Origin of the sequence: Candidatus Palauibacter sp. (genome assembly GCF_965237495.1) — a bacterium.
Classification (GTDB): Bacteria; Gemmatimonadota; Gemmatimonadetes; order Palauibacterales; family Palauibacteraceae; genus Palauibacter.
This window is the reverse complement of the sequence record NZ_OZ250143.1, coordinates 2,085,763-2,110,010: the sequence shown is the minus strand read 5'-3', so window position 1 is coordinate 2,110,010 and position 24,248 is coordinate 2,085,763. Positions and strand designations below refer to the sequence as shown.

General features: G+C 67.1%; 21 protein-coding genes. 8 read left to right on the top strand and 13 right to left on the bottom strand.

The genetic code is table 11. The features are described from left to right. Positions 1-5 precede the first annotated feature (5 nt). The 7 genes from ACPXY0_RS09175 to ACPXY0_RS09145 form a co-directional block, all read right to left on the bottom strand. Positions 6-1,214 (bottom strand): PQQ-dependent sugar dehydrogenase, encoded by a 1,209-nt coding sequence (locus tag ACPXY0_RS09175; RefSeq protein ID WP_423930483.1) that lies wholly within the window; start codon positions 1,212-1,214, stop codon positions 6-8. A 14-nt stretch (positions 1,215-1,228) separates the two neighbouring features. Next, on the bottom strand, positions 1,229-3,697 hold the full coding sequence (locus ACPXY0_RS09170; RefSeq protein ID WP_423930481.1) for a choice-of-anchor B family protein: 2,469 nt from the start codon (positions 3,695-3,697) through the stop codon (positions 1,229-1,231). 42 nt (positions 3,698-3,739) lie between these two features. Further along, positions 3,740-5,695: an FG-GAP-like repeat-containing protein gene (locus tag ACPXY0_RS09165; protein WP_423930479.1), complete on the bottom strand. Its 1,956-nt coding sequence runs from the start codon at positions 5,693-5,695 to the stop codon at positions 3,740-3,742. A 13-nt stretch (positions 5,696-5,708) separates the two neighbouring features. Beyond that, complete coding sequence (locus tag ACPXY0_RS09160; protein WP_423930477.1) at positions 5,709-6,827, bottom strand: YncE family protein; 1,119 nt, start codon at positions 6,825-6,827, stop codon at positions 5,709-5,711. A gap of 73 nt (positions 6,828-6,900) precedes the next feature. After that, complete coding sequence (locus ACPXY0_RS09155) at positions 6,901-9,315, bottom strand: choice-of-anchor B family protein (RefSeq protein WP_423930475.1); 2,415 nt, start codon at positions 9,313-9,315, stop codon at positions 6,901-6,903. 62 nt (positions 9,316-9,377) lie between these two features. Continuing rightward, positions 9,378-10,418 (bottom strand): hydrolase, encoded by a 1,041-nt coding sequence (locus ACPXY0_RS09150; protein ID WP_423930474.1) that lies wholly within the window; start codon positions 10,416-10,418, stop codon positions 9,378-9,380. Next, positions 10,415-11,665 carry a cytochrome P450 gene (locus tag ACPXY0_RS09145; RefSeq protein WP_423930638.1) on the bottom strand — a complete coding sequence of 417 codons (1,251 nt, stop codon included), beginning with the start codon at positions 11,663-11,665 and terminating at the stop codon, positions 10,415-10,417. Before ACPXY0_RS09145 ends, ACPXY0_RS09150 begins: the two co-directional genes overlap by 4 nt. A gap of 119 nt (positions 11,666-11,784) precedes the next feature. Here ACPXY0_RS09145 and ACPXY0_RS09140 point away from each other — a divergent pair, with 119 nt between their 5' ends. The 4 genes from ACPXY0_RS09140 to ACPXY0_RS09125 all read left to right on the top strand — a co-directional run bounded on the left by ACPXY0_RS09140 (position 11,785) and on the right by ACPXY0_RS09125 (position 16,026). After that, positions 11,785-12,591 (top strand): alpha/beta fold hydrolase, encoded by an 807-nt coding sequence (locus ACPXY0_RS09140; protein WP_423930472.1) that lies wholly within the window; start codon positions 11,785-11,787, stop codon positions 12,589-12,591. A 162-nt stretch (positions 12,592-12,753) separates the two neighbouring features. Next, positions 12,754-13,962, top strand: a complete 1,209-nt coding sequence (locus ACPXY0_RS09135) for a DUF262 domain-containing protein (RefSeq protein WP_423930470.1) — start codon at positions 12,754-12,756, stop codon at positions 13,960-13,962. Continuing rightward, positions 13,959-15,083, top strand: coding sequence for a DUF3696 domain-containing protein (locus ACPXY0_RS09130; protein ID WP_423930468.1), 1,125 nt, complete (start codon positions 13,959-13,961; stop codon positions 15,081-15,083). Before ACPXY0_RS09135 ends, ACPXY0_RS09130 begins: the two co-directional genes overlap by 4 nt. A gap of 10 nt (positions 15,084-15,093) precedes the next feature. Continuing rightward, complete coding sequence (locus tag ACPXY0_RS09125) at positions 15,094-16,026, top strand: hypothetical protein (RefSeq protein ID WP_423930466.1); 933 nt, start codon at positions 15,094-15,096, stop codon at positions 16,024-16,026. 32 nt (positions 16,027-16,058) lie between these two features. Here the strand turns inward: ACPXY0_RS09125 and ACPXY0_RS09120 are convergent, their stop codons facing one another. The 3 genes from ACPXY0_RS09120 to ACPXY0_RS09110 are packed head-to-tail and all read right to left on the bottom strand — an operon-like array spanning position 16,059 to position 20,481. Continuing rightward, positions 16,059-17,129: a hypothetical protein gene (locus ACPXY0_RS09120; protein WP_423930464.1), complete on the bottom strand. Its 1,071-nt coding sequence runs from the start codon at positions 17,127-17,129 to the stop codon at positions 16,059-16,061. Positions 17,130-17,188: 59 nt separating this feature from the next. Next, positions 17,189-18,625 (bottom strand): FAD-binding protein, encoded by a 1,437-nt coding sequence (locus tag ACPXY0_RS09115; protein WP_423930462.1) that lies wholly within the window; start codon positions 18,623-18,625, stop codon positions 17,189-17,191. A 38-nt stretch (positions 18,626-18,663) separates the two neighbouring features. Further along, a complete protein-coding gene (locus ACPXY0_RS09110; RefSeq protein ID WP_423930460.1) occupies positions 18,664-20,481 on the bottom strand; it encodes a DUF885 domain-containing protein in 1,818 nt (605 codons plus the stop codon). Positions 20,482-20,617: 136 nt separating this feature from the next. On the opposite strand from ACPXY0_RS09110, the gene ACPXY0_RS09105 reads away from it, so the two are divergent. Together ACPXY0_RS09105 and ACPXY0_RS09100 are read left to right on the top strand one after the other, a co-directional pair. After that, positions 20,618-20,806 (top strand): hypothetical protein, encoded by a 189-nt coding sequence (locus tag ACPXY0_RS09105; protein ID WP_423930458.1) that lies wholly within the window; start codon positions 20,618-20,620, stop codon positions 20,804-20,806. Beyond that, on the top strand, positions 20,807-21,088 hold the full coding sequence (locus ACPXY0_RS09100; protein ID WP_423930456.1) for an OsmC family protein: 282 nt from the start codon (positions 20,807-20,809) through the stop codon (positions 21,086-21,088). A gap of 41 nt (positions 21,089-21,129) precedes the next feature. Here the strand turns inward: ACPXY0_RS09100 and ACPXY0_RS09095 are convergent, their stop codons facing one another. Then, a complete protein-coding gene (locus tag ACPXY0_RS09095; RefSeq protein ID WP_423930454.1) occupies positions 21,130-21,603 on the bottom strand; it encodes an HNH endonuclease in 474 nt (157 codons plus the stop codon). A gap of 72 nt (positions 21,604-21,675) precedes the next feature. Beyond that, positions 21,676-22,434 (bottom strand): UPF0149 family protein, encoded by a 759-nt coding sequence (locus tag ACPXY0_RS09090; protein WP_423930452.1) that lies wholly within the window; start codon positions 22,432-22,434, stop codon positions 21,676-21,678. Between the two features lie 198 nt (positions 22,435-22,632). Here ACPXY0_RS09090 and ACPXY0_RS09085 point away from each other — a divergent pair, with 198 nt between their 5' ends. Then, positions 22,633-22,893, top strand: a complete 261-nt coding sequence (locus ACPXY0_RS09085) for a type II toxin-antitoxin system Phd/YefM family antitoxin (protein ID WP_423930450.1) — start codon at positions 22,633-22,635, stop codon at positions 22,891-22,893. Positions 22,894-22,897: 4 nt separating this feature from the next. Continuing rightward, positions 22,898-23,311: a type II toxin-antitoxin system VapC family toxin gene (locus ACPXY0_RS09080; protein ID WP_423930448.1), complete on the top strand. Its 414-nt coding sequence runs from the start codon at positions 22,898-22,900 to the stop codon at positions 23,309-23,311. Positions 23,312-23,330: 19 nt separating this feature from the next. Here ACPXY0_RS09080 and ACPXY0_RS09075 read toward each other — a convergent pair whose 3' ends face one another. Beyond that, positions 23,331-24,068 (bottom strand): UPF0149 family protein, encoded by a 738-nt coding sequence (locus ACPXY0_RS09075; protein WP_423930446.1) that lies wholly within the window; start codon positions 24,066-24,068, stop codon positions 23,331-23,333. Positions 24,069-24,248 lie beyond the last annotated feature (180 nt).

The following is a 24,248-nucleotide window of genomic DNA, read 5'->3' as shown; positions in this document are numbered from 1 at the left end:
CGGAGTCAGGGTTGGCGGCGTTCCAGCCGGGCCACCGAGCCGGCGATGTCCACCACGTAGAGTTCGCCTGACCCGTCGACGCCGAACGAGGACACCGCGCCCAGACTCCCCACGTCCCAGCTTCTCTCGTCTGTCGCCTGTCCGCCATCGAGCCGGAAGCTCCGCAGGAAGCCGGTGCAGAAGTCCGAGTAGAAGTAGTGACCGACGATCTCCGCAAGCTGTGAGCCGCGATAGACGTACCCTCCCGTCACCGAGCAGGCCCCGCCGCCATGGCCGTACTCGTGCACCGGAAGCGTGAGGCCGGACATGTCGCACCCGGAACTCTGGAAGCACGTCGAGCCCTCCATCGTGTTCCAGCCGTAGTTGACCCCCGCCGCGCCCGCCGGCACCGCGTTGATTTCCTCGATCTCGTTCTGGCCGACATCCGCCACGTACAGGACATCTCCTTCGGGATCGAAGGTGGACCGCCACGGATTCCGAACGCCGATGGCCCAGACTTCTCCGCGCGTCCCTTCCTGTCCGACGTACGGGTTGTCGTCGGGGATCGCGTAGGGGTCGCCTCCGTCCACGTCGATGCGGAGGATCGAACCGTGCAGCGTCCCGGCGTTCTGCCCGTTGCCGAACGGGTCGCCCGCCCCGCCCTCGTCGCCGAAGAAGATGTACAGCATGCCGTCGGGGCCGAACTGGAGCATCCCGCCGTTGTGGTTCGTCCGGCGCTGGGTGAGCGTCAGGATCTGCTTCGCCGAGCCGGCGTCCAGCTGGCCGGGGTCGCCCGAGAGGGTGTAGCGAGCCACCACCGTGTCGTCGTCCGTGTCCGTGTAGTAGACGAAGACGCGGCCGTTCTCGGCGTAACGCGGGTGAAAGGTCATCGTAAGGAGGCCGCCCTCCGACGCCGTGCCCACCTGCCCGGACAGGTCGAGGAAGGGCGTGCCGAGCAGCTGTCCGCCGCCGTCCGCGATGCGAATGCGGCCGGTCTTCTCGACCACGAAGAGGCGGGAATCGCCGGGGGGCGCGGTCAGGAAGACCGGCTGATCCAGCCCGCTCAGGACCGTATTCGCCGCCAGTGCGAAGCCGACGGGCTCCGGCGGCGGGGGCTCCGGCGGCGTGGGCGGAGCAGGGGCCGGGCCTGTTCCATCCGAGCAGGCCCAGCCCGCCAACCCTGCGAGAACCGCGAGTCCTCGCGCCGCCAGCGGCCGGCCGGCCGCGGTGGTCACGCGCCGCGATTCCCTCAGGGCACGAGTTCCGGCCGGCGGTACCTGAGGAAGAACACGCCCTCCTTGCCGCTGGAGACGACGATCGTCCCGCTCGCGAAGAACGGGTAGTTGGACCAGGAACCGTCGAACGTGACGGACTCGTCCCACGGCACCGTGTCGAAGAAGCCGACCTCGCGCGGGTTCTCGCGATCGCTGATGTCGAGCACGCGCAGCCCGCTCACGTAGTTCGACTGGTACATGAGATCGCCCACGATGTAGAGGTTGTGGTCGATCGTGAACGTCTCTCCGAAGTGCTCCTTCACCAGGACCGGGTCGTCCAGGTCCGACACGTCCCAGATGAGCGTGCGGCTGGCCTCCATGTCCGGTTCCGTCCCCGTCTGCTGCGCCGAGCCGACGGAGGCCATCTCGTCGAGTTCGTCGTTCTGATAGAAGTACCGGTGGTCCTCGGTGAGCCAGCCCTGGTGCGTGTAGGCGACCGCCGGATAATCGGCCGTGGCGAGCGAGACAGGGTTGTCGCGATCCGTGACGTCGGCGATCACGACCGCGGTCTCGTTGGCCCCGAAGCAGATCTCCTTCCCGACGTGTTCGGCGTCCGGCCCGTGGTAGTTCACGCACTGCGCGTCGTGTGTGTACCCGGTCTGTCCGCGGCCGGTGCCCTCCTGCGCGAAGCAGCCGAGGAAGCTCGGCGCCTTCGGATCGCGGATGTCGATCATGTGGAGCCCGCCGCCGCACGTCGCGCCCCCGCCGCTCGAACCCACGCTGTACGCCGTCGCGGTCTCCTCGTTGATCACGATGTTGTGGGCGCTGGCGATCCCCTCGTACACCGTGTCGGGGTCGAACTGGACCGGCGCGTCCCGCACGTCGCGTAGGCGCGTGAGGTCGAACACCTGCATCCCGTGCTCGCCCGCGTTGTCCGCCACCACGAACGCGTGGTCCGAGTAGACCTTGATGTCGCGCCACGACTGGGTCAGCGAGCCCGGCGTCTTCGGAAGGTTGCCCAGATAGACGGGCGCCGCCGGATCCGAGATGTCGATGAACGCGGTGCCGTCGGTGCGGCCGATGATCGCGTATTCGCGGCCGGTCTGTGGGTCCGTCCACCCCCACACATCGTTCGTCTCGATCCCGCGGTCGGTGCCGCCGATCTCATCGAGCGGGAGGAACGAGATCACGTCCACCTGATCGCAGGTGAACTGGTCGGCCATGCCGTCGTCACCGCACTCGACCTCCGCCAGCGTCGCGAGCGGACGGCGCGCCTCCGGAATGAAGATCTTCGCGGTCTCGGTCCAGCGTCCGTCCCGGTTCTCGAACACGACGGCCGACCCCAGCGACGCGTCGTCCCACGGCTGGCCGACGATCGCCATGTCGCCCGACGCGGACACCGAGAGTCCGAACCCGTCGCCGGCGTCCGTGCCGGCGCCCGCATTGATCTTGGTCGCGGAGCCGAAGCGTCCAGCCTCGGCGTCCCAGGCGAAGGCATAGATCGCGCCGAACATGTCTGCCCCGGGTGCCGCGATCCACAGTTCCCCGTCGTGGGCGGCGAAGGACGCGCCGAAGCCGGCGCCGGGCCGACGGTCGAAGGCCACCAGCGATCCGCTCCGCACCCAGTCACCCGAGGGTCGCCGCTCGTAGAAGAGGACCTCGCCCGCACCGGCATCCAGGCCGGGAAGACCCAGCATCGCGTGGTCACCCTCCACGCCCACCGAGACGGAGGCAGCCCGGTTGAGCACGACCGCCGCGCCGGGCTGGACTTCGTCACCCGTAAGGGCGAGCCGCCCCTCCTGAACCCACTCGCCGCTCGCGTCGCGTCCAAACACGTACGCGGCGCCGGGACGCTGCGGGCCGGCGAAGGCGCCCACGATGACGCGCCGACCATCAGTGTGCGCGCCCCAGCCGAAGAACTCCAGCTGTGGATCAGGGTCGGACGGCGTCAGGATCCCCTGCTCGACCCATTCGCCATCGGCGCCGCGCTCAAACACCCACGCGCCGCCGCTCCCCTGATACGCGAGCGCCGTCACCACGAGGAGATCGCCCGCGAGGGAGGCGAAGCGGCCGAAGGACGTCCCCAGCGGGATGCTCTCGGGCCGCAGGTAGCGCTCGAACTCCCAGCCGTCGGCGGAACGCCGGTAGATGAGGACGCTGCCGTCACTCTGGCCGTCGCCGTTCTGGTCGAGCGCCGTCGCGCCGACGAGCAGGCGGTCGCCATCGGGGAGGATGAAGCGCCCGAAGAAGTCCGCGCCGCCATGCTCGGGCGCGCGCAGGGTTCCGGTCTGTTCCCAGCCATCGCCGGAGCGCTCGTACACGTAGAGCGCACGGGGCGTCGACGTCGCCGGGTTCTGCGGATCGGAGGCGGGGTCGATCGGCTCGCTGACGAAGATCCTCCCTTCGCTGAGCACGACGGTGCCACCGAACTCCTGGGCGGCCGCAGCCCCTGCCGGGAGGAGGCCGCAGGCGGCCGCGGCGAGGAACGTTCGCATTCTATTCATTAGGTAGATCCTCCAGCAGGCAGTCGTTTGCACTGTCGCGGTTCAGCGTCGCTCGAAGTAGTAGAGTCCGCCTCCCGCGGCGCCGACAACGAGGTCGAGGTCGCCGTCGCCGTCGAGGTCCCCGAACTCCGGCGTCGCGAACAGCGGCAGCGCCTCGGGGGCGGGGAAGTGGCCGTCGGCCTCGACGAAGCTCGGAGACGTCCGGTCCCCGTCGTTCCGGAAGTAGCGGATCCCGTCGGATTCGGTACCCACGATGAGGTCGAGGTCTCCGTCCCCGTCGTGGTCGAGCAGCTTGGGGAAGCTCCGGCGGCCGATGTCGATCTCCTCGTACTCGTCGCTCACGAATTCGAAGCTCGGGCTCGAGGCGGAACCCAGGTTCTCGTAGTAGTTCAGCGCTCCGGACGACTCCCCGATCATGAGGTCGAGGTCTCCGTCTCCGTCGAGGTCGCCGAGCGCCGGCGTGGCGTTGCTGCCGCGCGTGATCTCGACGAACGCCGAGTCCACGAGCGTGAATCGGGGTTCCGCGGCCGAGCCGTCGTTCCGCACGTAGCGGATCTCGTCGCGCCACGTACCGAGCAGCATGTCGAGGTCGCCGTCCGCGTCGAGGTCGCCGAACGCCGGCGCGTTGTGATAGGCCCCCGGAAGCTCGACGCGGCCCATCCGCCGGAAGGTCGGCTCCGTCGCGGTCCCCTCGTTCTCGAACAGGAAGACGTGCGAGTTCGTCATGTCGCTCGGGTCGATCTTGTTGCCGAGGAGGAGGTCGAGGTCCCCGTCGCCGTCGAGGTCCACGAGCGACGCCACACTCTCGCTGCCCACGTCGATCTGCGAGATGAACCGACGGCTCCGAAGTTCGAAGCTCCCGCCGGATTCCTGGGAGAAGAGCATGAGGTTGTCGGCGGTCGTGGTGTTCGCGTTGTACGCGCCGCCGAGCACGCCCATCAGCAGGTCGAGGTCGCCGTCCCCGTCGTAGTCGCCGAAGGTGGGCGCGTTGTAGCCGCTCGTGCGAATCGGGTCGTCGATGGGGAAGGGACGCGGCTCCACCCGCAGGTTCGGGGCCTCGCACGAGCCCGCGTTCTCGATCAGGAGCAGCCCGGCCTCGAAGAAGTCGCCCCAGAACATGTCGGTGTCGCCGTCCGAGTCGAAGTCGGCGAGCGCCATCGTGTTCGCGCCGTGGTGCGTGGGGCGCAGCCCGTCGCCATCGCTCCCCGGACCGTCCGAGTCGTCGAACGGGGGCACGCCCCCCGCCGCGGCCGGGTCGGCGATGATCTCGATATCCTCGAAGCGGTCGGTGACGTGCCGGAAGGGCGACGCGTTCTCCCCGATCGCGCCCGTGGCCTCGTAGCGGGTCACGGTCCCCACGAGCCGTCCGATGAGGAGGTCGAGCCGGCCGTCGCAGTCCATGTCCGCCGCGTTCGGGATGTTCTGGCGGTCCGAGAAGATCGCCTCCCCGCGCGTGTCCCTGAGCGTGTCCGCGATGAGTTCGAACACGGCGCCGCCCGTCGTGCCCGTGTTCCGGTACAGCCTCATGTAGCTGAACGGCGACTCGGCGAGGAGGTCGAGATCGTCGTCCCCGTCCACATCCACGAAGCGGAACCACTCGCCGACCTCGAGATCCGAATAGGCCTCCGGCCGCCATGTGTGCCGGTGGCCCTCGGGCGTGTCTTCCCGCTCGAAGAACATCAAGCGGTCCGTCGTCTCCTGGACGAAGAGGTCGAGGTCACCGTCGCCGTCGATGTCCACCCACTGCGGGCGCGGCACGTTGAACCCGCCGAGAAACGGGATCTCGTACGGCTCCCCGGCCTCGTCGAACACGGGGAAGGGCGTGACGGACCGGGTGAACCCGGGCTCCTCCGCGGGCGCCTCTGCGGGCTCCTCTGCGGTCGGCTCCGCGCCGGACGGCGGGGAGCCGGCGCCCGAGGCACATCCTGCGACGAGGAGAGCCGCCGCAAGCGTCCACAGTGGCACCGCGTCGCTTCTGTCCAGGCCCTGGTCGCTCATGCCGCGGCGGTCCTCATCGCGGCTGGGAGGCGAGACCGATGCCGGACGCGTAGGGGGGCGTCTCGATCACGTCGATGATCTCGCGCGTCGCCGTGTCGATGACGACGACCGTCCCGCCCGGCGCGTCGTATCCCATGCGGTCCGAGGACTCGTAACTGCCCGTCTCGTTGCGGTTGGCCACGTAGAGCCTCGAGCCGTCCGGGGAGAGCGCGCTTCCGTGGGGCTCGGCGAGACCCTCGCCGCGGACCACGGCGGCCACGGACCAGTCGGAGGTATCCACCAGCGTCACCTCGTTCGCGCCCAGGTTGCCGAACCAGATCCAGCGTCCGTCCGCGGACCAGCTCGGGTGCCAGGGCCGCGCCCCCACGTCGAGTTCGCCCACGAGCGCGGGCGCCGTCGGCTCGGAGACATCGAACACGAGGAGCTTCGCCGTCATCTCCGCCGTTGCGACCAGCGTCCGCCCGTCCGGCGAGATCGCGTACTGCACGAGCACGTGGGGCATCTCGCCCGAGCCGGGGAGCCGCAGCAGTTCGGCCTCGCCGCTCTCGGCCCCCACGGTGACGACCGAGTTCTCCCCGAGGCTCCCGACGTACACCCAGTCACCATCCGGGCTCGCGAGCAGCGCATGCGGGCGCGGGATGAAGACGTCGTATTCCTCCACCTCCATCGACGTCCGGTCGATGCGGCCGATGCGCTGCGGCGGGTTCACCGCCGCCATCGACCGGCCCACGAAGAGCCACGGCTCGGAAGGGTGGAGCGCCAGCAGGCCCGGACGCTCGAACTCGACGGAGGCGACGAGCCGGTTTTCCCGGTCGAACTTGAGCACCTGATTGGCCGCGATCAGCGACACGTACCAGAACGACCCGTCCGGCTCGACCGCGATGTGGTGCGGCTTCGCGTTCGCGCCGTAGCCCATCGCCTCGAGGTCGATGACCTCGACGACCTCGTTCGTCTCCAGGTCGATCACCGTCACGGCCGCGGCTTCCTGGTTCGCCACATAGAGGTAAGGGCCCTCCGCAGCCGACGCGGAGGTCGGCCTCGCGACCGCCCCTCCCGCATGGATGGCCGCGAGCCCGGCGATCCCCAGGGCGAGGAAGCCGGGCCGCGCGGCGCTCATGAGCCTCTTCATCATCATCCGTGACTCGACCCGTGATTCGCAGACAACCCCGAAGACTACCGTCCGTCGGGATTTACCCCCTCGGGCGTCAGGGGACCAGTACCGGCCTCTGGTACTTCACCATGAACAGGCCTTCGTTCCCGCTCGTGACGATGATCGTGCCGCTCGCGAAGTACGGATAGTTGCTCCACGAGCCGCCCATCGCCGGGCCCTCGGCATACGGCACCGTGTCGATGAAGCCGACCTCCGTTGGATTCTCGGGGTCGCTCACGTTCAGGATCCGGAGACCACTGTTGTAGTTCGACTGATAGAGCAGGTCCCCGACCACGTACATGTTGTGGTCGCTCGCCGTTGACTCGCCGAAGTGCTCCTTGACGAGCACCGGATCGTCGAGATCGCTGATGTCGAAGATCATCGTGCGCGTGCCCTCGAACGGCGTCACGATCTCGTCAAGTTCGTCGCCGAGATAGAAGAAGCGGTGATCCTCCGTGACCCAGCCCTGGTGGGCGTAGCCGACGCTGGGATAGCTGGCCGTCGACAGCGGGATCGGGTTCTCCTTGTCCGTGACGTCCGCGATCGAGATGTCCGTCTCGTTCGAGCCGAAACAGATTTCCTTGTCGGCGTGCTCACGGTCGGGCCCGTCGTAGTTGAGGCAGAGGGCGTCGTGAGAATAGCCGGTGCCCCGCCGCCCCGTGCCGGTGTGCCCGAAGCAGCCGACGAAGGTGGGCTCGGTGGGCTCGTTGATGTCGATCATGTGGAGGCCGCCGCCGCAGGTCTCGCCGCCGCCGCTCGACCCCACGCTGTACGCGAAGCCCGTGCTCTCGTTGATCACGATGTTGTGCGCGGACGCGATCCCTTCGTAGTGGGCGTCCGTCTCGAAGGTGACCGGCTCGCTGCCCACGTCGCGGAGCCGGGTGAGGTCAAAGACCTGCATCCCGTGCTCGCCCGCGCCGTCGGAGACGATGAAGGCGTGGTCCCGGAAGACCTTGATGTCGCGCCACACGCTGCCGCGGGCCCCTTCCGTCATGGGGAGGCGACCGACGTAGCGCGGGTTCTGGGCGTCGGTGATGTCAACGAACGAGGCCTGGTCGGTGAGCCCGACGAGGGCGTATTCGCGGCCCGTCTGCGGGTCCGTCCAGCCCCACACGTCGTTGACCCGCGTGCCCCGGTTGGCCCCGAGTGTCTGCACGGGCATGAACGAGAGGATGTTGATCTCGCTGCAGTCGAAGTCCGCCGAGACACCTTCCTCGCAGCCCACTTCGTGTCCGTTGACCGCGGCGTAGTTCGTCGCGTCGCTCCACACCTCGGCGGCCTCCATCCACTCGCTGCCCTGCCGCTCCAGGATGTAGGCGGTGCCCATCCGGTGGTCCTTCCCGTCCGCGACCACGACCGCGACGTTGCCGTCGACGGCGATGTTCGCGCCGAACCCGTCGCCCTCGTCCCGGTTTGAGGCGTTGAGCATGCCCGCGAGCCCGAGGCCGCCATTCTCGTCGCTGCTGTAGCGGAGAACCTGCCCCTCACGCCCCGCGCCCACGCCGGAGCCGCCGATCCAGAGCTCACCGTCGATCCCCGCGAAGGAGCTCGGGAAGCCGCCACCGAACCGGCCCCCTCCGCCTCCGCCGACGACGGGCGGGAAGAACCGGCCGGCGGGAGTCCAGGCGTCGTCACCCTCCGGCGTGAACGCATACGCGACGCCCACGCCCCCCGCGCCACCGGCCCCGACCATGAGCCGGAAACCGCTCTCCCTGTCCTCGCCGTACATGGCGCTCCCGAACCCCGCGCCCTCGCTTGCGTCCGGCGCCGTCAGGGGCTCACCCGCCGCCGCCCACATTCCGTCATCGCCCCGCGTGAAGAAGTAGACCGCTCCCGCCCGATTGGCGTTCCCGACGGTGGCCCCCGGGGCGCCGATGGCCGCCACTTCACCATCCGTGACGATCGCCCTGCCGAATTGGTCCCCGCCCGCTGCCTCCGGAGATGCCACGGACCCGACTTCGTTCCATCCCGAGTCGTCCCGTTCGAAGATGTAGACACGACCCGGGGGGCCCGGCTCCGTGCGCCTTCTTGCCAGGCCCAGAGCCGTGACGAAGGCGACATCGCCCGCGACCGCGCCGCCCGTGCCGAACGACAATCCCTCCGGAACGTCTGCCGCATGCAGCGTCGCGACTTCCTCCCAGCCATCCTCGCTTCGCTCGAATACGTAGGCCGCCCCGGGTGAGCCGACGAGCATCCGGTCGCCATCGACCGAGAGCGAGGTCCCGAAACCGCCGCCCGCTTCAGCCGCGTAGGGGGCCAGTTCCGCCGAGACTGCCCAGCCATCGGGGCCTTTCTCGTATACGTAGACGACGCCGGTCGAGGTCGGACCGCCGCTCTCGGCGATCAGAACCTGGCCGGACGAGACCGCGACACCCCGGCCGAACCCCTGGGCGGCGACGGGCTGCGCGAGGCAAGCGAAGGCCGGCGCGACAGCCGCGAGTACAGCCGCGAGTCGAGTAGGAACGCGCATGAGAACCTTCCATTCAATGAGACCGACGAACGTGGGGCGAACCGCCACGACAGACACAACCTTTATAAAACAACCTGAGACCCTCCGGCGTTGCCAGCGGCGCCCGCGGCAGAAAGCGCGGCGGAGATGTATCCGGCGATCGTTTGCTCGAGCCAGCCTCCGGGACCCGTGCCCAATCTGCGGTCGAGGAAGCCGAGGTGTCCTCCGCGTTCCGTGAGATGAAGCGACAGATTCGGCTGGCGCCGGATCGTTTCCACCGGTATCGAAGCGGCGGCCGCGAAGGGATCGTCCCGTGAATGCAGGAGGAGTACGGGAATCGTGACCGACCCCACGAACTGTCCGGAGCTGCAGCGCTCGTAGTAGTCCGCGGCGTCGCGGAAGCCGTGTAGCGGCGCTGTCAGCAGGTCGTCGAACTCACGGAGCGTGCGGGCGCTCGCCGCCCCGGGGCCCACCGCGTCCGGGAACCTCGCCGCCTTCTCCCGTGCCTTGGACCGGAGGCTGCGCAGGAAGCGTCGGCCGTAGATACGACTCGGGCCCCGGTCGAGCGCCGCAGCGCTCGCCGCGAGGTCGTAGGGCACCGAGATGACGGCCGCGGCACGGAGGCCGCATTCGGACGGGTCCCGACCGAGCAGATTGAGCAGCGCGTTGCCGCCCAGGGAGAATCCGACGGCCGCACGGGGTACTCCCGGGTAACGCTCCGCGATCCAGGCCAGCGCGCGCTCGATGTCGTCGGTCTGCCCCGAGTGATAGGCCCGCGGCAGGCGATTCGGCTCGCCGCTGCAAGATCTGAAGTTGAGCGCCACGGCCTTGATGCCCGCGGCGGCCAGCGCCTCGCTCGTGGACACGATGTACCCGGAGCGGGCGCTCCCCTCGAGCCCGTGGAGGAGAAGACACACACCCGCCGGATCTTCCGGCCCTCTCCACAGGTCGAGATCGATGAAGTCGCCATCGTCGGTGTCGAGCCGAACCCGGTCGTACCCGGGATCGAGGCGCCGGCGCACGATGCGCCCCACCACGGTCTGCAGGTGGGGATTCCGGAGCCCGGGCGCCGCCTCGAAGGCGTCCGACGGTGGCGTGCCCCGAGTCCAACGGACGAATTTCACGCCGCGACACGCAGAGGGAGCGCGGCGAGCCCTCGGATCACCGTCGATGTCCGGTAGTACGGCTCGCGCGCCGTGAGTTCAATCGTGCCGAGCGTGCGTAGCGCCTCCGTGAAGATGGCGCTTGCCTCCATGCGCGCGAGCTCGGCGCCGATACACTGGTGGACGCCGTGTCCAAGCGATGCGTGCCTGGGGCCCTCGCGCGTGATATCGAAGGTGTCGGGATTCTCGAACGCAGCTTCGTCCCGGTTGGCCGATCCCGTGAGCAGGATCACTCCATCGCCGGTCCTGATCGTCCGCCCCCGCACGATCACGTCCGCCTTTGCGATCCGGAAGTCCGTCTGCACCGGGCTATCGAAGCGCAGCATCTCGTTGATCGCATCGCGCACCCGGTCAGGCTCTTCGCGCAGGCGTTGCATCTGCTCTCGATTGCGCACGAGCGCCAGCATCCCGTTCCCGATGAGATTGGTCGTGGTCTCGTTGCCGGCAATCATCAGCACGCTCAGCATGTCGCAGGCTTCAACCATGCTGATCCCATCGCCCGTGGCAGCCAGCCTTGCCAGCGTGCTGATGGCATCGTCCTCGTTCGATTGCATCCGTTGACGCAGCAGCGTCATGAAGTAGCGCCGGATCTCGGAGCCGGTGATGTGTGCGGTGTTGCGCTCCCCGCGTGTTGCAATCAGCTCGAGTAGCCGGGCGCGACTCCGCGACCATACCTCCCAGCGGTGGTGTTCGTTCCTGGAAAGCCCCATCATCGCCAGCATCACCCGCATGGCGAGCGGCTCCGCCACCTCGGCGATCCAGTCGATCGTTCGCCGGCGCGCTGCCCGCTCGATGAGCTCAGCCGCGGTGTGCGCGATGGTCTCGTGCAATGCCTTCAAGTGCGCCTTCGAGAAGGCCTTGGCAGCGCACCTGCGCAGCCGCGTGTGTTCGGGGGGGTCCACGAGCAGGATGCTGTAGTCATCCGGGGCCGGCGGGAGCACGCTCCGGGTCGTTCCCCGCCACCTCGGATCGTTGGAGAAGCGCTCGTCATCCTTCGCCGCGGCGAGTACGTCCTCGTAGCGCGTCAGCACCCAGCTTCCAAGAATCGCGCTTCGATGCACCGGGCTGCGCCGGCGCAGCCGTGCATAAGTCTCATAGGGGCACTGGATGACGCTCCGTGACAAGGGGTTATAGGTTGCGCCGCTCCTTGCCCTCTCCCCGATGCTGACCGCGTGCGCGCCCAGGCTCCGCCACCGCCGTCGGTTCATCGGCCCGCCCGCCTCGCGAACGGCTCGTTGAGGCACATGGGCCCCCTTACGTTTTCGCGGTGAGGTATCCGATAGCCACGTCACGCTTACAGCCGACCCCTGTGGAGGGACCATATTCCGTGCCTCGACCACAATTGCACCAGTACACCGTTGCGGAAGCAAGTGCCCGGCGCTGGCTCTACGTGCTGCACGGCATCTACGGGACGGGCCGCAACTGGGCTTCGTTCGCCCGCCGCCTCGTCGCCGGGCGCCCCGAGTGGGGCGCCGTGCTCGTCGATCTGCGACTGCACGGACATTCGCGGGGCTTCGAACCGCCGCACACGCTGGGGGCGTGCGTGCACGACCTCCTCGGGCTGTCGGCGGCGCTCGAACGGCCCGTGGACGCGGTCCTGGGGCACTCCTTCGGCGGCAAGGTGGCGCTGATGATGGCGGCGGCCGTCACGCCGAGCCAGGTATGGGTGATCGACGCATCGCCGGGGCGCCGCTCGCCGGGCGGCGGCGCGGCCCGGCTGCTGCGGACGGTGCGCCGGCATCCGGGTCCGTTCGCGGCCCGGCTCGACGCCGTCGCCGCGGTCGAAGCCGAGGGGTTCGCCGCGCACGTGGCGCACTGGCTCGCGACGAACCTCGTCCTCGGGGACGGCGGATACCGCTGGCGCTTCGACCCCGATGAGATGGAGAAACTCCTCGCGGACTACTTCCGGCGCGACCTGTGGGACGTGATCGAGACCCCCCTCCCTCCCTCCGAGATCCACGTCGTGCGGGCGGATCAGTCGGATGTCCTGTTGGCCGGCGACATGAAGCGGCTGCGCGCGGCGCGCCTGAACGGCCGCGTACACACCCATCAGCTTCACGGCGGCCACTGGCTCCATGTCGACAATCCCGATGGGCTGCTCGCCCTGGTGCGGGACCACCTCGGAGCGTTCTGAATTCTCTCAACCCTCGATTCCGAAGGCCGCAGTTTCCTCTCCCGTCTGTCACCGCGATCGCGGTGATTTGCTGCTGTTCCCCTCCTAGCCGTATCTTACCATCTCATTCAGCGTGCGCGAACGCCCGTCTGTGGCGGTCGTGTTCCGGACCCCCGAGATGTTATGTCCGCCATCGAACCAGCGTCGCGTACAGATCGTCGTACTGTGACCGGCCTCTCTGCGAGGCCTAACGTCGAACCGTCGGAGGAACCCGAGGTTTCTCCGAGCGAAGTTGATCACGACACGGGCCTCGAGGTCGAGGGCACGGACGATCTCGCAACCATTGAACGTCCTTTCGATCCGCGCAAGATCAAGGTTCGTACGATCACTCCCGTGGTGGATTTGATTCTCAGCCGAATCCGCCACGGTGACATCGACTTGTCGCCGGATTTCCAGCGTCAGGCTGGGATATGGAACCGGGAACGGATGAGCCGACTAGTCGAATCGCTGCTGCTGCGCATTCCGATACCCGTGTTCTATGTGGCTGCGGACGACGACGACAGGTGGTCGGTTGTGGATGGAATCCAAAGAATAACGGCCATCGACAGTTTTGTAAGGGGCCGCTTCACACTGTGGCGACTCGAATATCTCACGCAGTTCGAAACGTGTGACTACGATGGACTGCCACACTCAATGCAGCGGCGAATCAAGGAAACCCAGCTCGTTGTGAACGTCATTGAGCCTGGTACGCCGCCTGAAGTGATGTTCAACATCTTTCATCGAATCAATACAGGAGGCTTGCCACTCAATGGACAGGAGATCCGCAATGCGCTTCACCCGGGAGAGGTCCGAGATTACCTGAAGAACCTCGCCACGACCCAAGAGTTTCTTGACGCGACAAGCCATTCCGTCAAACCGGATCGTATGGCGGACCGCGAATGCGTCTTGCGGTTTCTGGCGTTTTTTGATTCTTCATGGAACGAATACGAGGATCGCGATCTGGATGGATACTTAAGCCAAGCCATGAGGCGAATCAATGAGATGGACGATTGTGAGCGCGCCTCATTGGCCCGGACTTTCACGAAAGCCATGAGGGCGGCTCATTGCATTTTCGGCAACGACGCATTCCGTAAGCGATACGATCCTGAGGACTCCAGGAAGCCGGTCAGCAAAGCGCTGTTCGAGGCGTGGAGCGTAGGCCTTGCCCATAGATCGAGGAGCGAGATCGATCATCTGGTCGAGAAACGCGAGGAAGTCAAGTTGAGATTCAAGAAGCTACTTAACGAAGATACCGAATTCGAACGGGCCATCTCGCTGTCGACGGGGCAGCCGAGCCGCGTAAGGAAGCGATTCGAAGCGATCGATGAATTGATTCGAGCGTGCATCCCATGATCAAGCTGATTGGACTGGCGAACTTCAAGTGCTTCGAGAAGCTGGAGTTGACCTGCGCGCCGCTTACGCTCCTGTGCGGTGTCAACGGGATGGGCAAGAGTAGCGTGATTCAGGCGATCATGGTTCTCCGACAGTCGTTTCAATCAGGGGAGTTGAGCCGAGGTCGCCTAGTTCTGAGCGGAGATTTGGTTGACTTGGGCACGGGTCAAGATGTGCTCCGGGAAGAGGCGGAGGAGGAACAGATCATCTTCGAACTTCAATCTGCGAGAATTCCACGAGCTTGCCGATTGTCGTTTGAGTATTCCCGGATGGGGGACGAGCTTCGGACGAGCCGTGGTGTGGCGAGCCCCGGCGTGGAGGTTGGTACAGAATGGGAGGCAGTACCACCGTTCGGTGGCAGCGTGGTGCATGTGAGCGCGGATCGGATCGGTCCGCGCAAGTTCTATGACCGTTCAGAGGTACGTGCGCGCCAAGGGGATCTCGGGTCGAGGGGCGAGTACGCGCTGAGCTTCATCCACGCGCGGGAGGGTGCGACGATCCCGCCGTATGATGCGCGCGTTGAAGACGCGCCCCGATCACGACTGATTGACGTGATCAATCACTGGCTTCAGGAGATCACGCCCGGTGTTCATCTTGAGATCCAAACGGTTCAGCAAGCGGACGCAGTAATCGCCGGGTTCTCGTTTGATCGCCCGGACGATGTGCCGAGCAGAGCCTACCGCGCCACAAACGTAGGGTTCGGCCTTTCCTACACACTCCCGGTCTTGGCGGCGCTCTTCTCGGCCAAGGGCACGTTGTGCCTAGTGGAGAATCCGGAAGCTCATCTACATCCGCGGGGACAGACCAAGCTGGGAGAGCTCGCCGTTCGAGCGGCGCTGGCTGGTGTCCAGGTCGTGGCCGAGACGCATAGCGATCATTTTATCGACGGTGTGCGCATCGCGGTGCGGGACAGTCTCATCGCCCCGGACAGCGTCGCTATTCACTACTTTGAACGCCACGGAACGGAAACGGTCGTCAGGTCGCCCGAATTGGATTCGGACGGTCGTCTGTCGTTCTGGCCGGACGGGTTCTTTGATCAGCATGAAAAGAACCTAGCAAGGCTATTGGCCCCGTCGTCCTGATATGAGAGAGATGGTTCTCAATCATGCCAGCGTTTCGGCACCGGAGGCCGAGGATCACCGGGTTGTTCCTTGGCTGACGGACCTGGTTCGCGGTGCGAGCAGCCTCGTGGACGCCAACGTCGTGCTGCCGAGTCTTCGGATGTTTCGGTCGATCCACGAGATCCCGTGGACCTCTGGGCGGACGCTTTATCAATGTTACGAGTCGTTGCGAAACGAGGGGTTCCGCGACGAATACGCCTTCCTCATGCGACTGGCGGCGAAGTTACCGCTCTTAAATGGGGTCGCTGAGCATGTTGTCGACCGATTCCTAGGTTGCGAAGATGTGAGCTTGCCCGCGCCGGATGGGGAACCCTTGGTGTTGTGTGCGATCACGGATTGGATCGCAGTTGGGTTTCCGTCGGGTCCGGCATGGGATCGTGATCGAGTCGACGTTCGTTTCTCCGAATTGTTACGGGACAGTTCGCTGCGGGAGGTTTCGGAGACGGTCGACCATCTAGCGCGAGCCGCACACGCGGCTCGCATCTTGGAACGACACAGGATTCGGTTCCAAGGTATCGGAGGCCCATCCGAGCTCTGGCGAAATCGCGCCGTTGCTTTTCCAGACCTGCTCTTCGGACGGGACGTGGGTGACCACATTCAGCGGTGCGCCGCGCATCTCTCCACAATTGTCGGCAAGCTCACTGAGCTTGACGCGTCGGCGAGGGAATGGAAAGCCGTCGGTGGATCGGCACCTCCTTGGAAGACCAAGGTGACGCGAGAGAGCAGGTCGACTCGAAAGGAGAAGAGGTTGATGGAGAAACGCCGGTTCCGCTCACATATGGGGCGGCGGGAGACCTATGAATGGCATGCACGCTTTGGTGATTCCGGGCGGATTCATCTTCGTTTCGAGGCGACGAGTCGTGAGGTAGAGATCGGATACGTCGGTCCGCACCTGCCGATCTGACAGGCTGCCATCTGACTCGCCACGAGACCGGGTTACCAGACTTCGTACCACGTTCCGGGAATGGCCGCCGCCGGCGCCGTGAGCCGCCCCGCGGCCGCGGCGACCGCGCAGGCGTCGAAGCGCAGGTCGACGGTGTGGCCGGCGAAGTCGGCCGCCACGCCCAACCCGCCCTCGAGCCCGCTCGCGAGCGTGCCGCGGACCGAGATGTCGCCGTTCAGCAGAAGCGCACCGCCGACGAGGATCAGGCCGTTCCACGCGAACCCGCCGTCGAGCGTCAGATCGCCTTCCACCACCAGAGCCCCGCGCCCGCTCGAAGCGGCGCCCAGCGCGGCGGACCCCGGGATCCGGATGGACGGCCACCCACCGCCGAGTCCCGGTCCCGGCCACGGATCGGGCGGCACGGTGGCGTCGGGCTCGGGACCCCAGGTGGCGAGCAACTCCGTCCAGCGGATCCCCGTCTCCGCCGCCACGGACACACTGCCGGGGATCCACCGGTCCGGGGGAGATCCTGAAATCGTCAACAGCGAATCCGGCGCCGGCGGCGGTCCGCCCCAGTACGCGACGCCCGCGACGGGGGAGGGCTGCTCCGGACAGGCGCCCCCGAGGGGGTCGAGGCCGGAGATCGTCCCTTCCGGCGGCGGGCCGCTCACCCCACCGAGCAGGACGAGCGCCCCGGGCAGGCGTGGAGGCCCCGCCACCCACATGAGCTGTCCCACCGACCGCTCGAACGTCGCGCCGCCGGAGACGATCTCCCCGCGTGACTCGACGCGGAACACCGTCTCCCCCGGTCGCAGGTCGATCAGCGGTTCGAACGTGACCGTGGCCGTCCCGCCGCCGAGGCCGACGGGCGGGACGGAGGGGTTCGGCCCCTCGGCCACGGCGAGCGCGGTCGCGAGCCCGCCCTCGGCCACGAAGAAGGCTTCCGTGGCGCGCGCGAAGGCGCGGGCCGACTGGCCCTCGAGCCAGGTGATGAGAAACCCGCTCGCCGCCAGGAGCGACACGAGGAGCAGCACGAACATCGTCCAGGGAAGGGCGAAGCCGCGGGCATGCCGAGCCGTGAGGATGCGTGCTCCGAACCGCGGGATCTTGCCATGCGCGTACATGCCGAGTATGTGCCCAGCGGGATCAACGCGGCGTCAACGCGGCCTCGACCGGGGATCGATCAACGGTCCTTCAAAGCCGAGCCGGACCCCTCCGAACCGAAGAGCACATCCCGCACGAACGCGTTCCTGAACACGCCGTGGGGGTCGCAAGCCTCGCACGCCCGCCTGAACTCGCTCAGGCCCGGATACCTGGCCTCCACTTCCACTCCGTCCGGCGGAAACCACTTTCCCCAGTGCAGCCGGGCCCCGAACAGCGACGACATGGCATCGGCGAGGAACGCGGCGACGCGTTCGAATCGGGCGTACGGCCTGGTAAGCGTTATGAGGCTGATCGCGTACCAGTCCCGGGCCGGCAAACCATCGCACGAAGCCATCGAAATCAGCGTATCGTCCGGCCGTACGCGACGAACGCAGATGGGATAGTGGTGGACGTATGACCCGCGCAGCGCCTCGATCCCGGCCGCCGCATCCAGCGAATCGATCCGAGAACGCGTCTCGGGTGAGAGTTCGTGGCCACGGTCGTCCGCCGCCTTCAATATCTCACGGACGAAATCGACCGCCGACGCGAGCTGCCCGCGCGGAACAAAGACCTCCATCTCGAGGTGGCGAAACAGGTCATGACGCATGCGAAGCTGACGGTCGCTGCGGTCGGTGACGCGCCACCGGGGGAAGATGAACAGGGGAAGAATGCGCCGAAACACGAGGTGTACCAGGCGACGGCTGCGCAGCAGCGAGGCGGAGAACTTCAGTAACACATGGAGGCGCACGTCGATCGTGATCAGCCAGTACGCACGGTAGAGAGCCGCGCCCCCCGACCGACGGTTCTCCTCGGCGACGCTCCGCTCTTGCGCCAGATACCTCCACGCGTGCGGCATCAGATAGAATTGCTGCAGCGGCGCGTCCCGTTCCTTCTCCAGCACCGCGTCCAGACCGGGCCTCCACGCGCACCTCTCGCGCACGTAGTACTGCGGCACGCAGGCCAGCGTGACCTCGAGGACGACGCCCAGGGCCCCGACGGAGCAGCGCGCCGCCCGCAGCATGGGGCCGGAATCGACCGTGAGCACCCTCGCATTCCCGTTCGCCCCGTAGCACGCGATCCGCATGGACTGGACGTAGTGGGACATGGAGTGGCGCCCGGAGCCGTGCGTGCCGGTGGCGACCGCCCCCGCCACGGTCTGGCGATCGATCAGCCCGATCGACGGCAGCGTCAGTCCCCGGCGGGTGAGGTGTTTCAGAAGGGCGCCGATCCGGCACCCGGCGCCCACCGTCACGCGGGTGTGACTGCCGTGTACGCGTACGTGCCTGAAGTGCCGCAGGGCCACGAGTGCGTCCGGGGTCTCGATGCCCGGGTTCCACGAGTGCCCGGCCCCCACGACGCGCACCGTCCCGTCGTGGTGTTCGTTCAGGAGCCGCAGCACCTCGTCTTCGGTTCGCGGTTCGTACCGGTGGCGAGGGGTGAAGCGGATGTTTCTCCCGAAGTTCGATACGGACCTCACGACGCTCTCGGTGCAACGCGGGGTTTCACCACGGACGGCTAACCGGGAGTCTCCGCAAGCCAGCTGTCGATCGCATCGCCGAGAGCGGGCAGGCTCAGGGCGCCGTTCTCCAGCACCCGGTCATGGAACTCGGCGATCGAGAACGCCTCGCCGAGTTCCGCCTCGGCCTTCGCCCGCAGCCGGGAGATCTCGAGTTGCCCCAGCTTGTAGGCGAGCGCCTGGGCCGGCGACGTGATGTAGCGGTCCACCTCGTTCTCGATGTTCACCTCGGCGAGCAGCGTGTTCTCGCGTACGAACTCGATCGCCTGTTCGCGCGTCCAGCCGAAGGCGTGGATCCCCGTGTCGACCACGAGCCGGCTCGCCCGCCACGCGTCGTAGGAGGCGAGACCGATCCGACTCAGGTCGTCCGTGTAGAGGCCCATCTCGTCGGCGAGCCGCTCCGCGTACAGCGCCCAGCCCTCGACGAAGGCGACGGAACCCAGGTGTTTCCGGAACTCCGGCAGGCCCTCGACCTCCTGGGCGATCGCCGTCTGCAAGTGATGGCCGGGAATGGCTTCATGGAAGCTCAGCACGTCCGCCTGATACCGCGGGCGGATCTCCGGCCGGTACGTGTTCACGTAATAGGTCCCCGGGCGCGATCCGTCGGGGGCCGGCTCCCGGTAGTAGGCGAGCACGCTCTGCGGCGCCTCGTACAGCGGGATCGGCCGGATCACCATCTCCGTCCGCGGCGGCGTGCCGAACCAGTCGGGCATCGCCACGGCGGCCCGCGTGTACGCCTCCTCGGCCAGCTGCACGATCTCCCCCGGCCAGCGGAAGAACATCTCCGGGTCCGAGCGCAGCCGCGCCTGGATCTCGGCCAGGTCGGAGGTGCCGAGGACGTTGAGACCCAGCGTCCGCAGTTCCTCGTGAATCCCCTCGAGTTCCGCCAGCCCCTTCTTGTGGATCTCGTCCGGCGTGAGATCGAGCGTCGTCAGGTCCCGGATCAGCGCTTCGTAGCAGGCCGGGCCGCCCGGAAGGCTGGAGAGCCCGATCTCCCCGCCCTCCCGCGAATGGGGATACAGTTCGTCCCGCAGGAAGTCGCGCAGCCGCGCGTACGCGGGGCGGATCCGTTCCGTCGCCGCCTCCCGGATCCCGTCCCGGAAGTCGTGTCGCGTCCCCTCCGGCCACGCATCCAGCCGCGTCCCCGCCGGCGCGTAGATCGGCCACTCCTGCACCGGCCGTTCGAGGAGCGCGCCGAGCTGGACGATCGTCCGGTTCACGGACGCGCGCGCCGCGACCCGTCCCGTCTCCAGCCCCGTACGCAGGTTCGAGATGTAGTCGTCGATGTAGTCCGCGAACGCGTTCCAGCGCCGGATCATCCGCTCGCCGTCCACCGGCGTGTCGAGAGGCTGGGCGCTCACGACGTTGAGGAAGTCGAGTTGGAACCCCTCCCGGTGATCCACGACCCATACCTCGAGATCGCACATCTGCTGCGCGATCTCCCCCCGGAGCTGATGGTCGAGTGCGAGATGCGTCAGTCGCTCGTCCGGGGGCAGGGAGGAGAAGTCGATCGCGGCCAGCGCGTCCACGAGGGCGCGGACCTCGCGCCGCCGGTTGTTGCGCCCCGAGGGAGAGATGTCGCGCACGCGGTCGTCGAGGCGGTGCGCGCCGAGGTAGGTCGCCTGCAGCGGGTTCCAGGCGAGATACGCGTCCCAGAAGCGGTCGGCGAGCGCCGAGATGTCGCTCTGCACGGGCGCTTCCGCCGTGTCGGCCGCCCCCTCCCGGCACGCCGTGAAGCCGCCTGTCAAGAGGACCAGCATCGCGAGCAGGCCCGGCAGTCCGCCCGGCAGCCGACCGATGTCGCGGGTTGACGTCATGCTGGCGGTTCTCGATCCTTGGGTTCGCTTGATCCCCGAGTCTCGCGCCCGAGTCTCGCGTCCGGGCCGAAACCTCGCTGCCCGAAAATGCGGCGGGGCGGGGGCGCCCGTAAAGGTGACAGAGAAGGGAGAACCCGTGTCCGATCCGTTCTACACCGCTCGCGCCCGCCTCGAGAAGGTCGAGGGGGTACACCGGAGGGCCCGCCTCGAGGAGGGGACCGAGATCGACTTCGGCGTCCACGGCCCGATCAAGTCACACTACCGGATCGACGCCAAGGACCTGCCGCTCCCCGTCGACTATCAGGTGGCCGCGACCGGCGCCTGAATGCTGGGGACCCTCAACGGCGCACTGGAAGTGCGCGGCATCCGCCTGGCCCCCGAAGACATCAGCGCCGACGTGGAGGGAATCAACCGCCTCCGCGACCGCATGCCGACGCTGGAGGAGATCATCGTCCACTACCGGCTCCGCGTGCCCGCCGAGGCCCGGCAGACGGTGGACCGCGCGCTCGCCAGCCACGGCTCGAAGTGTCCCACCGCCCGCTCGCTGGAGGGCGCGATCAAGGTGAGCTGGACGGCCGACATCGAGGAGACGCCCCCGGCCTCGTAAAACGCGGTGCCGGAACCAACGAGAGCGGTTCGCGGGTGCCGCTAGACGATTGAATCGCTCTTCTGTCGGTTACAGTCTGCGCAGAGGATCTGGATGTTGTCCATTGCGCTCCCGCCGCCCTTGGCGACGGGGATGATATGGTCGAACTGGAGGTCTTCCTCCGCCCCGCACCGAACGCACCTTCCCTGGTCCCGGCGCCACACGAACGCCCGGACCTCGTCCGGTATGGCGCGGCGCCGGGCAGACGTCACCTCTTCGTCGCGCGCGCGGATCTTGCGGAGCCGGTCGAGTTTCGCCTCCTGTTTTCGCTTTCGGTCCCATACGAAGAGTTCCACCTCTTCATCCGACAGGTCGGCGTCGGCCCAGTAGAACCCGGAGTCTGTCCACCAGAAGGTCCGACCACGTGCGAGCCCAGGTTTACAGGTCCTGCTTCCCTCGCTCGCTGATATTCGCGGTTCGAGAGTTCGAAGAACAGCGTTTTCGAGAAGAAGAATTTCCACTTCGGGAACAGCCAACCTGATTTTGCGATCCGCACTCCGGCGACCTTTCTCAGGCTCACTCCTACCTCCTTCGATGGTGTCGCGCCGCTACAGGGCCCGGAGGCGGCCGCAGCATTTCTTGTACTTGCGGCCGCTGCCGCAATCGCACGGTTCATTGCGGCCGGGTCGGGGCCTCCGCGTGGCCGGCCGGGCAGGGTCGTGCTCCGGATCCCGCAACTCCTTCTGAATCGACACGCCGCCCCTGCAGTAGGCCATGAGACTGTGGGGAAAGAATATCCACGCCTCGTCGATGATATCCGCCAGCGAGATTTCGGACATCCCCTCTCGCGCCTCCTCCAGCGCTTCCTCCAAGGCGTCCTCGGCGAGGCTCTTGTCGGCGAACACGGCGAGCGTCGACACTGCGGCGTGCCACTCCTCGTCAAGGTCGTCGCCAAACTCGTCCCAGTCCTCCCGCAGCCAGAAATGCCCCTGAACAAAGCCTCGCGACCATTGGCTGAGGGGCGCGTCCGGTTCGACGTTCTCCTCCACCTCCTCGCGAAACATGACCGAGGCCGGAAGCCGCCCGTTGCGGTAGCGGACGTCCGCGTTGATCGCGTTGTAGAGAGACAGCAGGATGCCGAACAGGTGGTTGGCTTCGTCAACGGAATCGAACTCCGGCATCTCTCCCCCGAAGGCGAACTCGATCCACTCGGACGGCATGACGGGGATGGGCGCGGCGGCCACCGCGAAGAGGAACCCCTCCAACTCGACAGGGGCCATCGTGCCCTCCGGCCGGGCGGAGTTGGACAGGAAGGCGTCCAGCTCGGCGCGTTCCTGCAGTGTGGGGGGTGCGCTGAGTTCGGTCACAAGGGCTTCCGGTCCGGAGGCATCGGTTTGCCTGGTTCGCGGTCGGGCCGGGCGGGGCGCGGGCGTTCCCCCCCGTGCCGCGTGCGCGACGAAGCTACGGGGCATGCGCCCGTCCGGCGAACGAAACGCAGACCTTGCTCGCGCGACGCCTGCGGACTAGTCTGCCGTCTAGTCAGATCTGTGGCCGAGGAGGAGCGCGTGAGCAACACATGGCAGGTTCAAGAGGCGAAGGCACGCTTCAGCGCACTGCTTGAGACGGCGTTGAAGCAGGGACCACAAGTTGTCACGAAGCGTGGCGTCGAGACTGCCGTCCTGGTTCCCATCGACCACTGGCGCCGACTGGAGAAGATGGCCAGACCAGGCCTGAAGGAGTTGCTGCTTGCCCCCGAGGCCCGAACGGACTCGCTGGTCCCGCCCCGCCAGGAAATCCGGCAGCGGAAAGCGCCGCGGTTCGACTAGGATCGTGTATCTCCTCGATACCAACATCGTCTCCGAACTCAGACGCTCTGACCCGCACGGTGGTGTTCTGGCGTGGTTTCGGGGGATACGCGACGAGCAACTCTGCCTCTCCGCCGTCACGATCGGCGAGATCCAGGCGGGCATCGAGATCACCCGCGAGCAGAATCCGGTCAAGGCGGCGGAACTGGAAGACTGGCTCGGTCAAGTCCTCGGGACGTTCGACATTCTGCCGGTTGATGCGGCCGCCTTCCGGGAGTGGGCCGGGCTGATGCACCGGCAGTCGGAGACGCTGTCGCAAGATGCCCTTATCGGCGCGGTCGCCACCGTGCACCGGCTGAGGGTGGCGACCCGGAATGTGCGTGACTTCGAGCGGCTCGGGGTCGAGACCATGAACCCGTTCGCGCACGGGGAGGGATGACCCTGCCTTCCGCCCGGGATCACACCAGCCTGAGGCGGCCGCAGCACTTCTTGTACTTCCGGCCGCTCTCGCAGGGGCAAGGCTCGTTGCGGCCAGGGCGGGGGACACGAACGGCGGGGCGGGGCGGGTCTTCCAGTTCGCGCATGTAGTCCTGAAGCGCCAGGCCGGTCCCCGCGTAAATCGCCGCGCAGTCGGCAAAGAACTCGCGGGCGGTTTCGAGTACGGTCTCGACCGAGCCGTCGGCCCATTCCATCTCCGCCGCCGTCGCCTCGGCGACCGAGCGGTCGGCCCAGATGCCCAGAGCCCAAAGCGACATGGACAGTTCCTCGAGCGCCTCCTCCCCGAAATCCCGCCACTCCTCTTCGAGCCAGAGGTGCCCCTGAACGAAGCCGCGCGACCACTGGGAGACAGGGGAGTTGGAGTCGAGGTTCTCAAGCACTTCGTCCCGGAATCCGACCGAAGCCGGCAGGGCGCCGTCCCGCTCCCGCACATCCGCGATTACCTCGTTGTACAGCGACATCAGGGCCGTCAGGATGCGCTCGGCTTCCGCCTCCGAATCAAAGTCCGACGGCTCGCCGCCGAAGACGAGGGCAAGCCAATCCGAGGGGCGGCGGAACACCGGCGCGGCCGCCAGCGCGAAGAAGAAGCCCTGAATTTCGAACAGGGTCATGGTCCCTCCCGGCTGGCCCGGCCGAGACAGGAAGGCTTCCAGGGCGGCGCGATCCGCCGGCGAGATGCGTCCGACGAGTGCCGTCACATCACACCGACCGCAACCGGCCGCGGCACTTCTCGAGCCGGAAACGTCCCTGAGCGAGTCCCGCAACCACTGGCAGAGGGGCGCGCCGGGTTCGAGGTTCGACTCGACATCGGCTTCCGAACAGGTGGCGTGAGGGTGGCGTGAAGAGAGCGGTCAAAGCGGAGTCCGTATCGGCGGCAG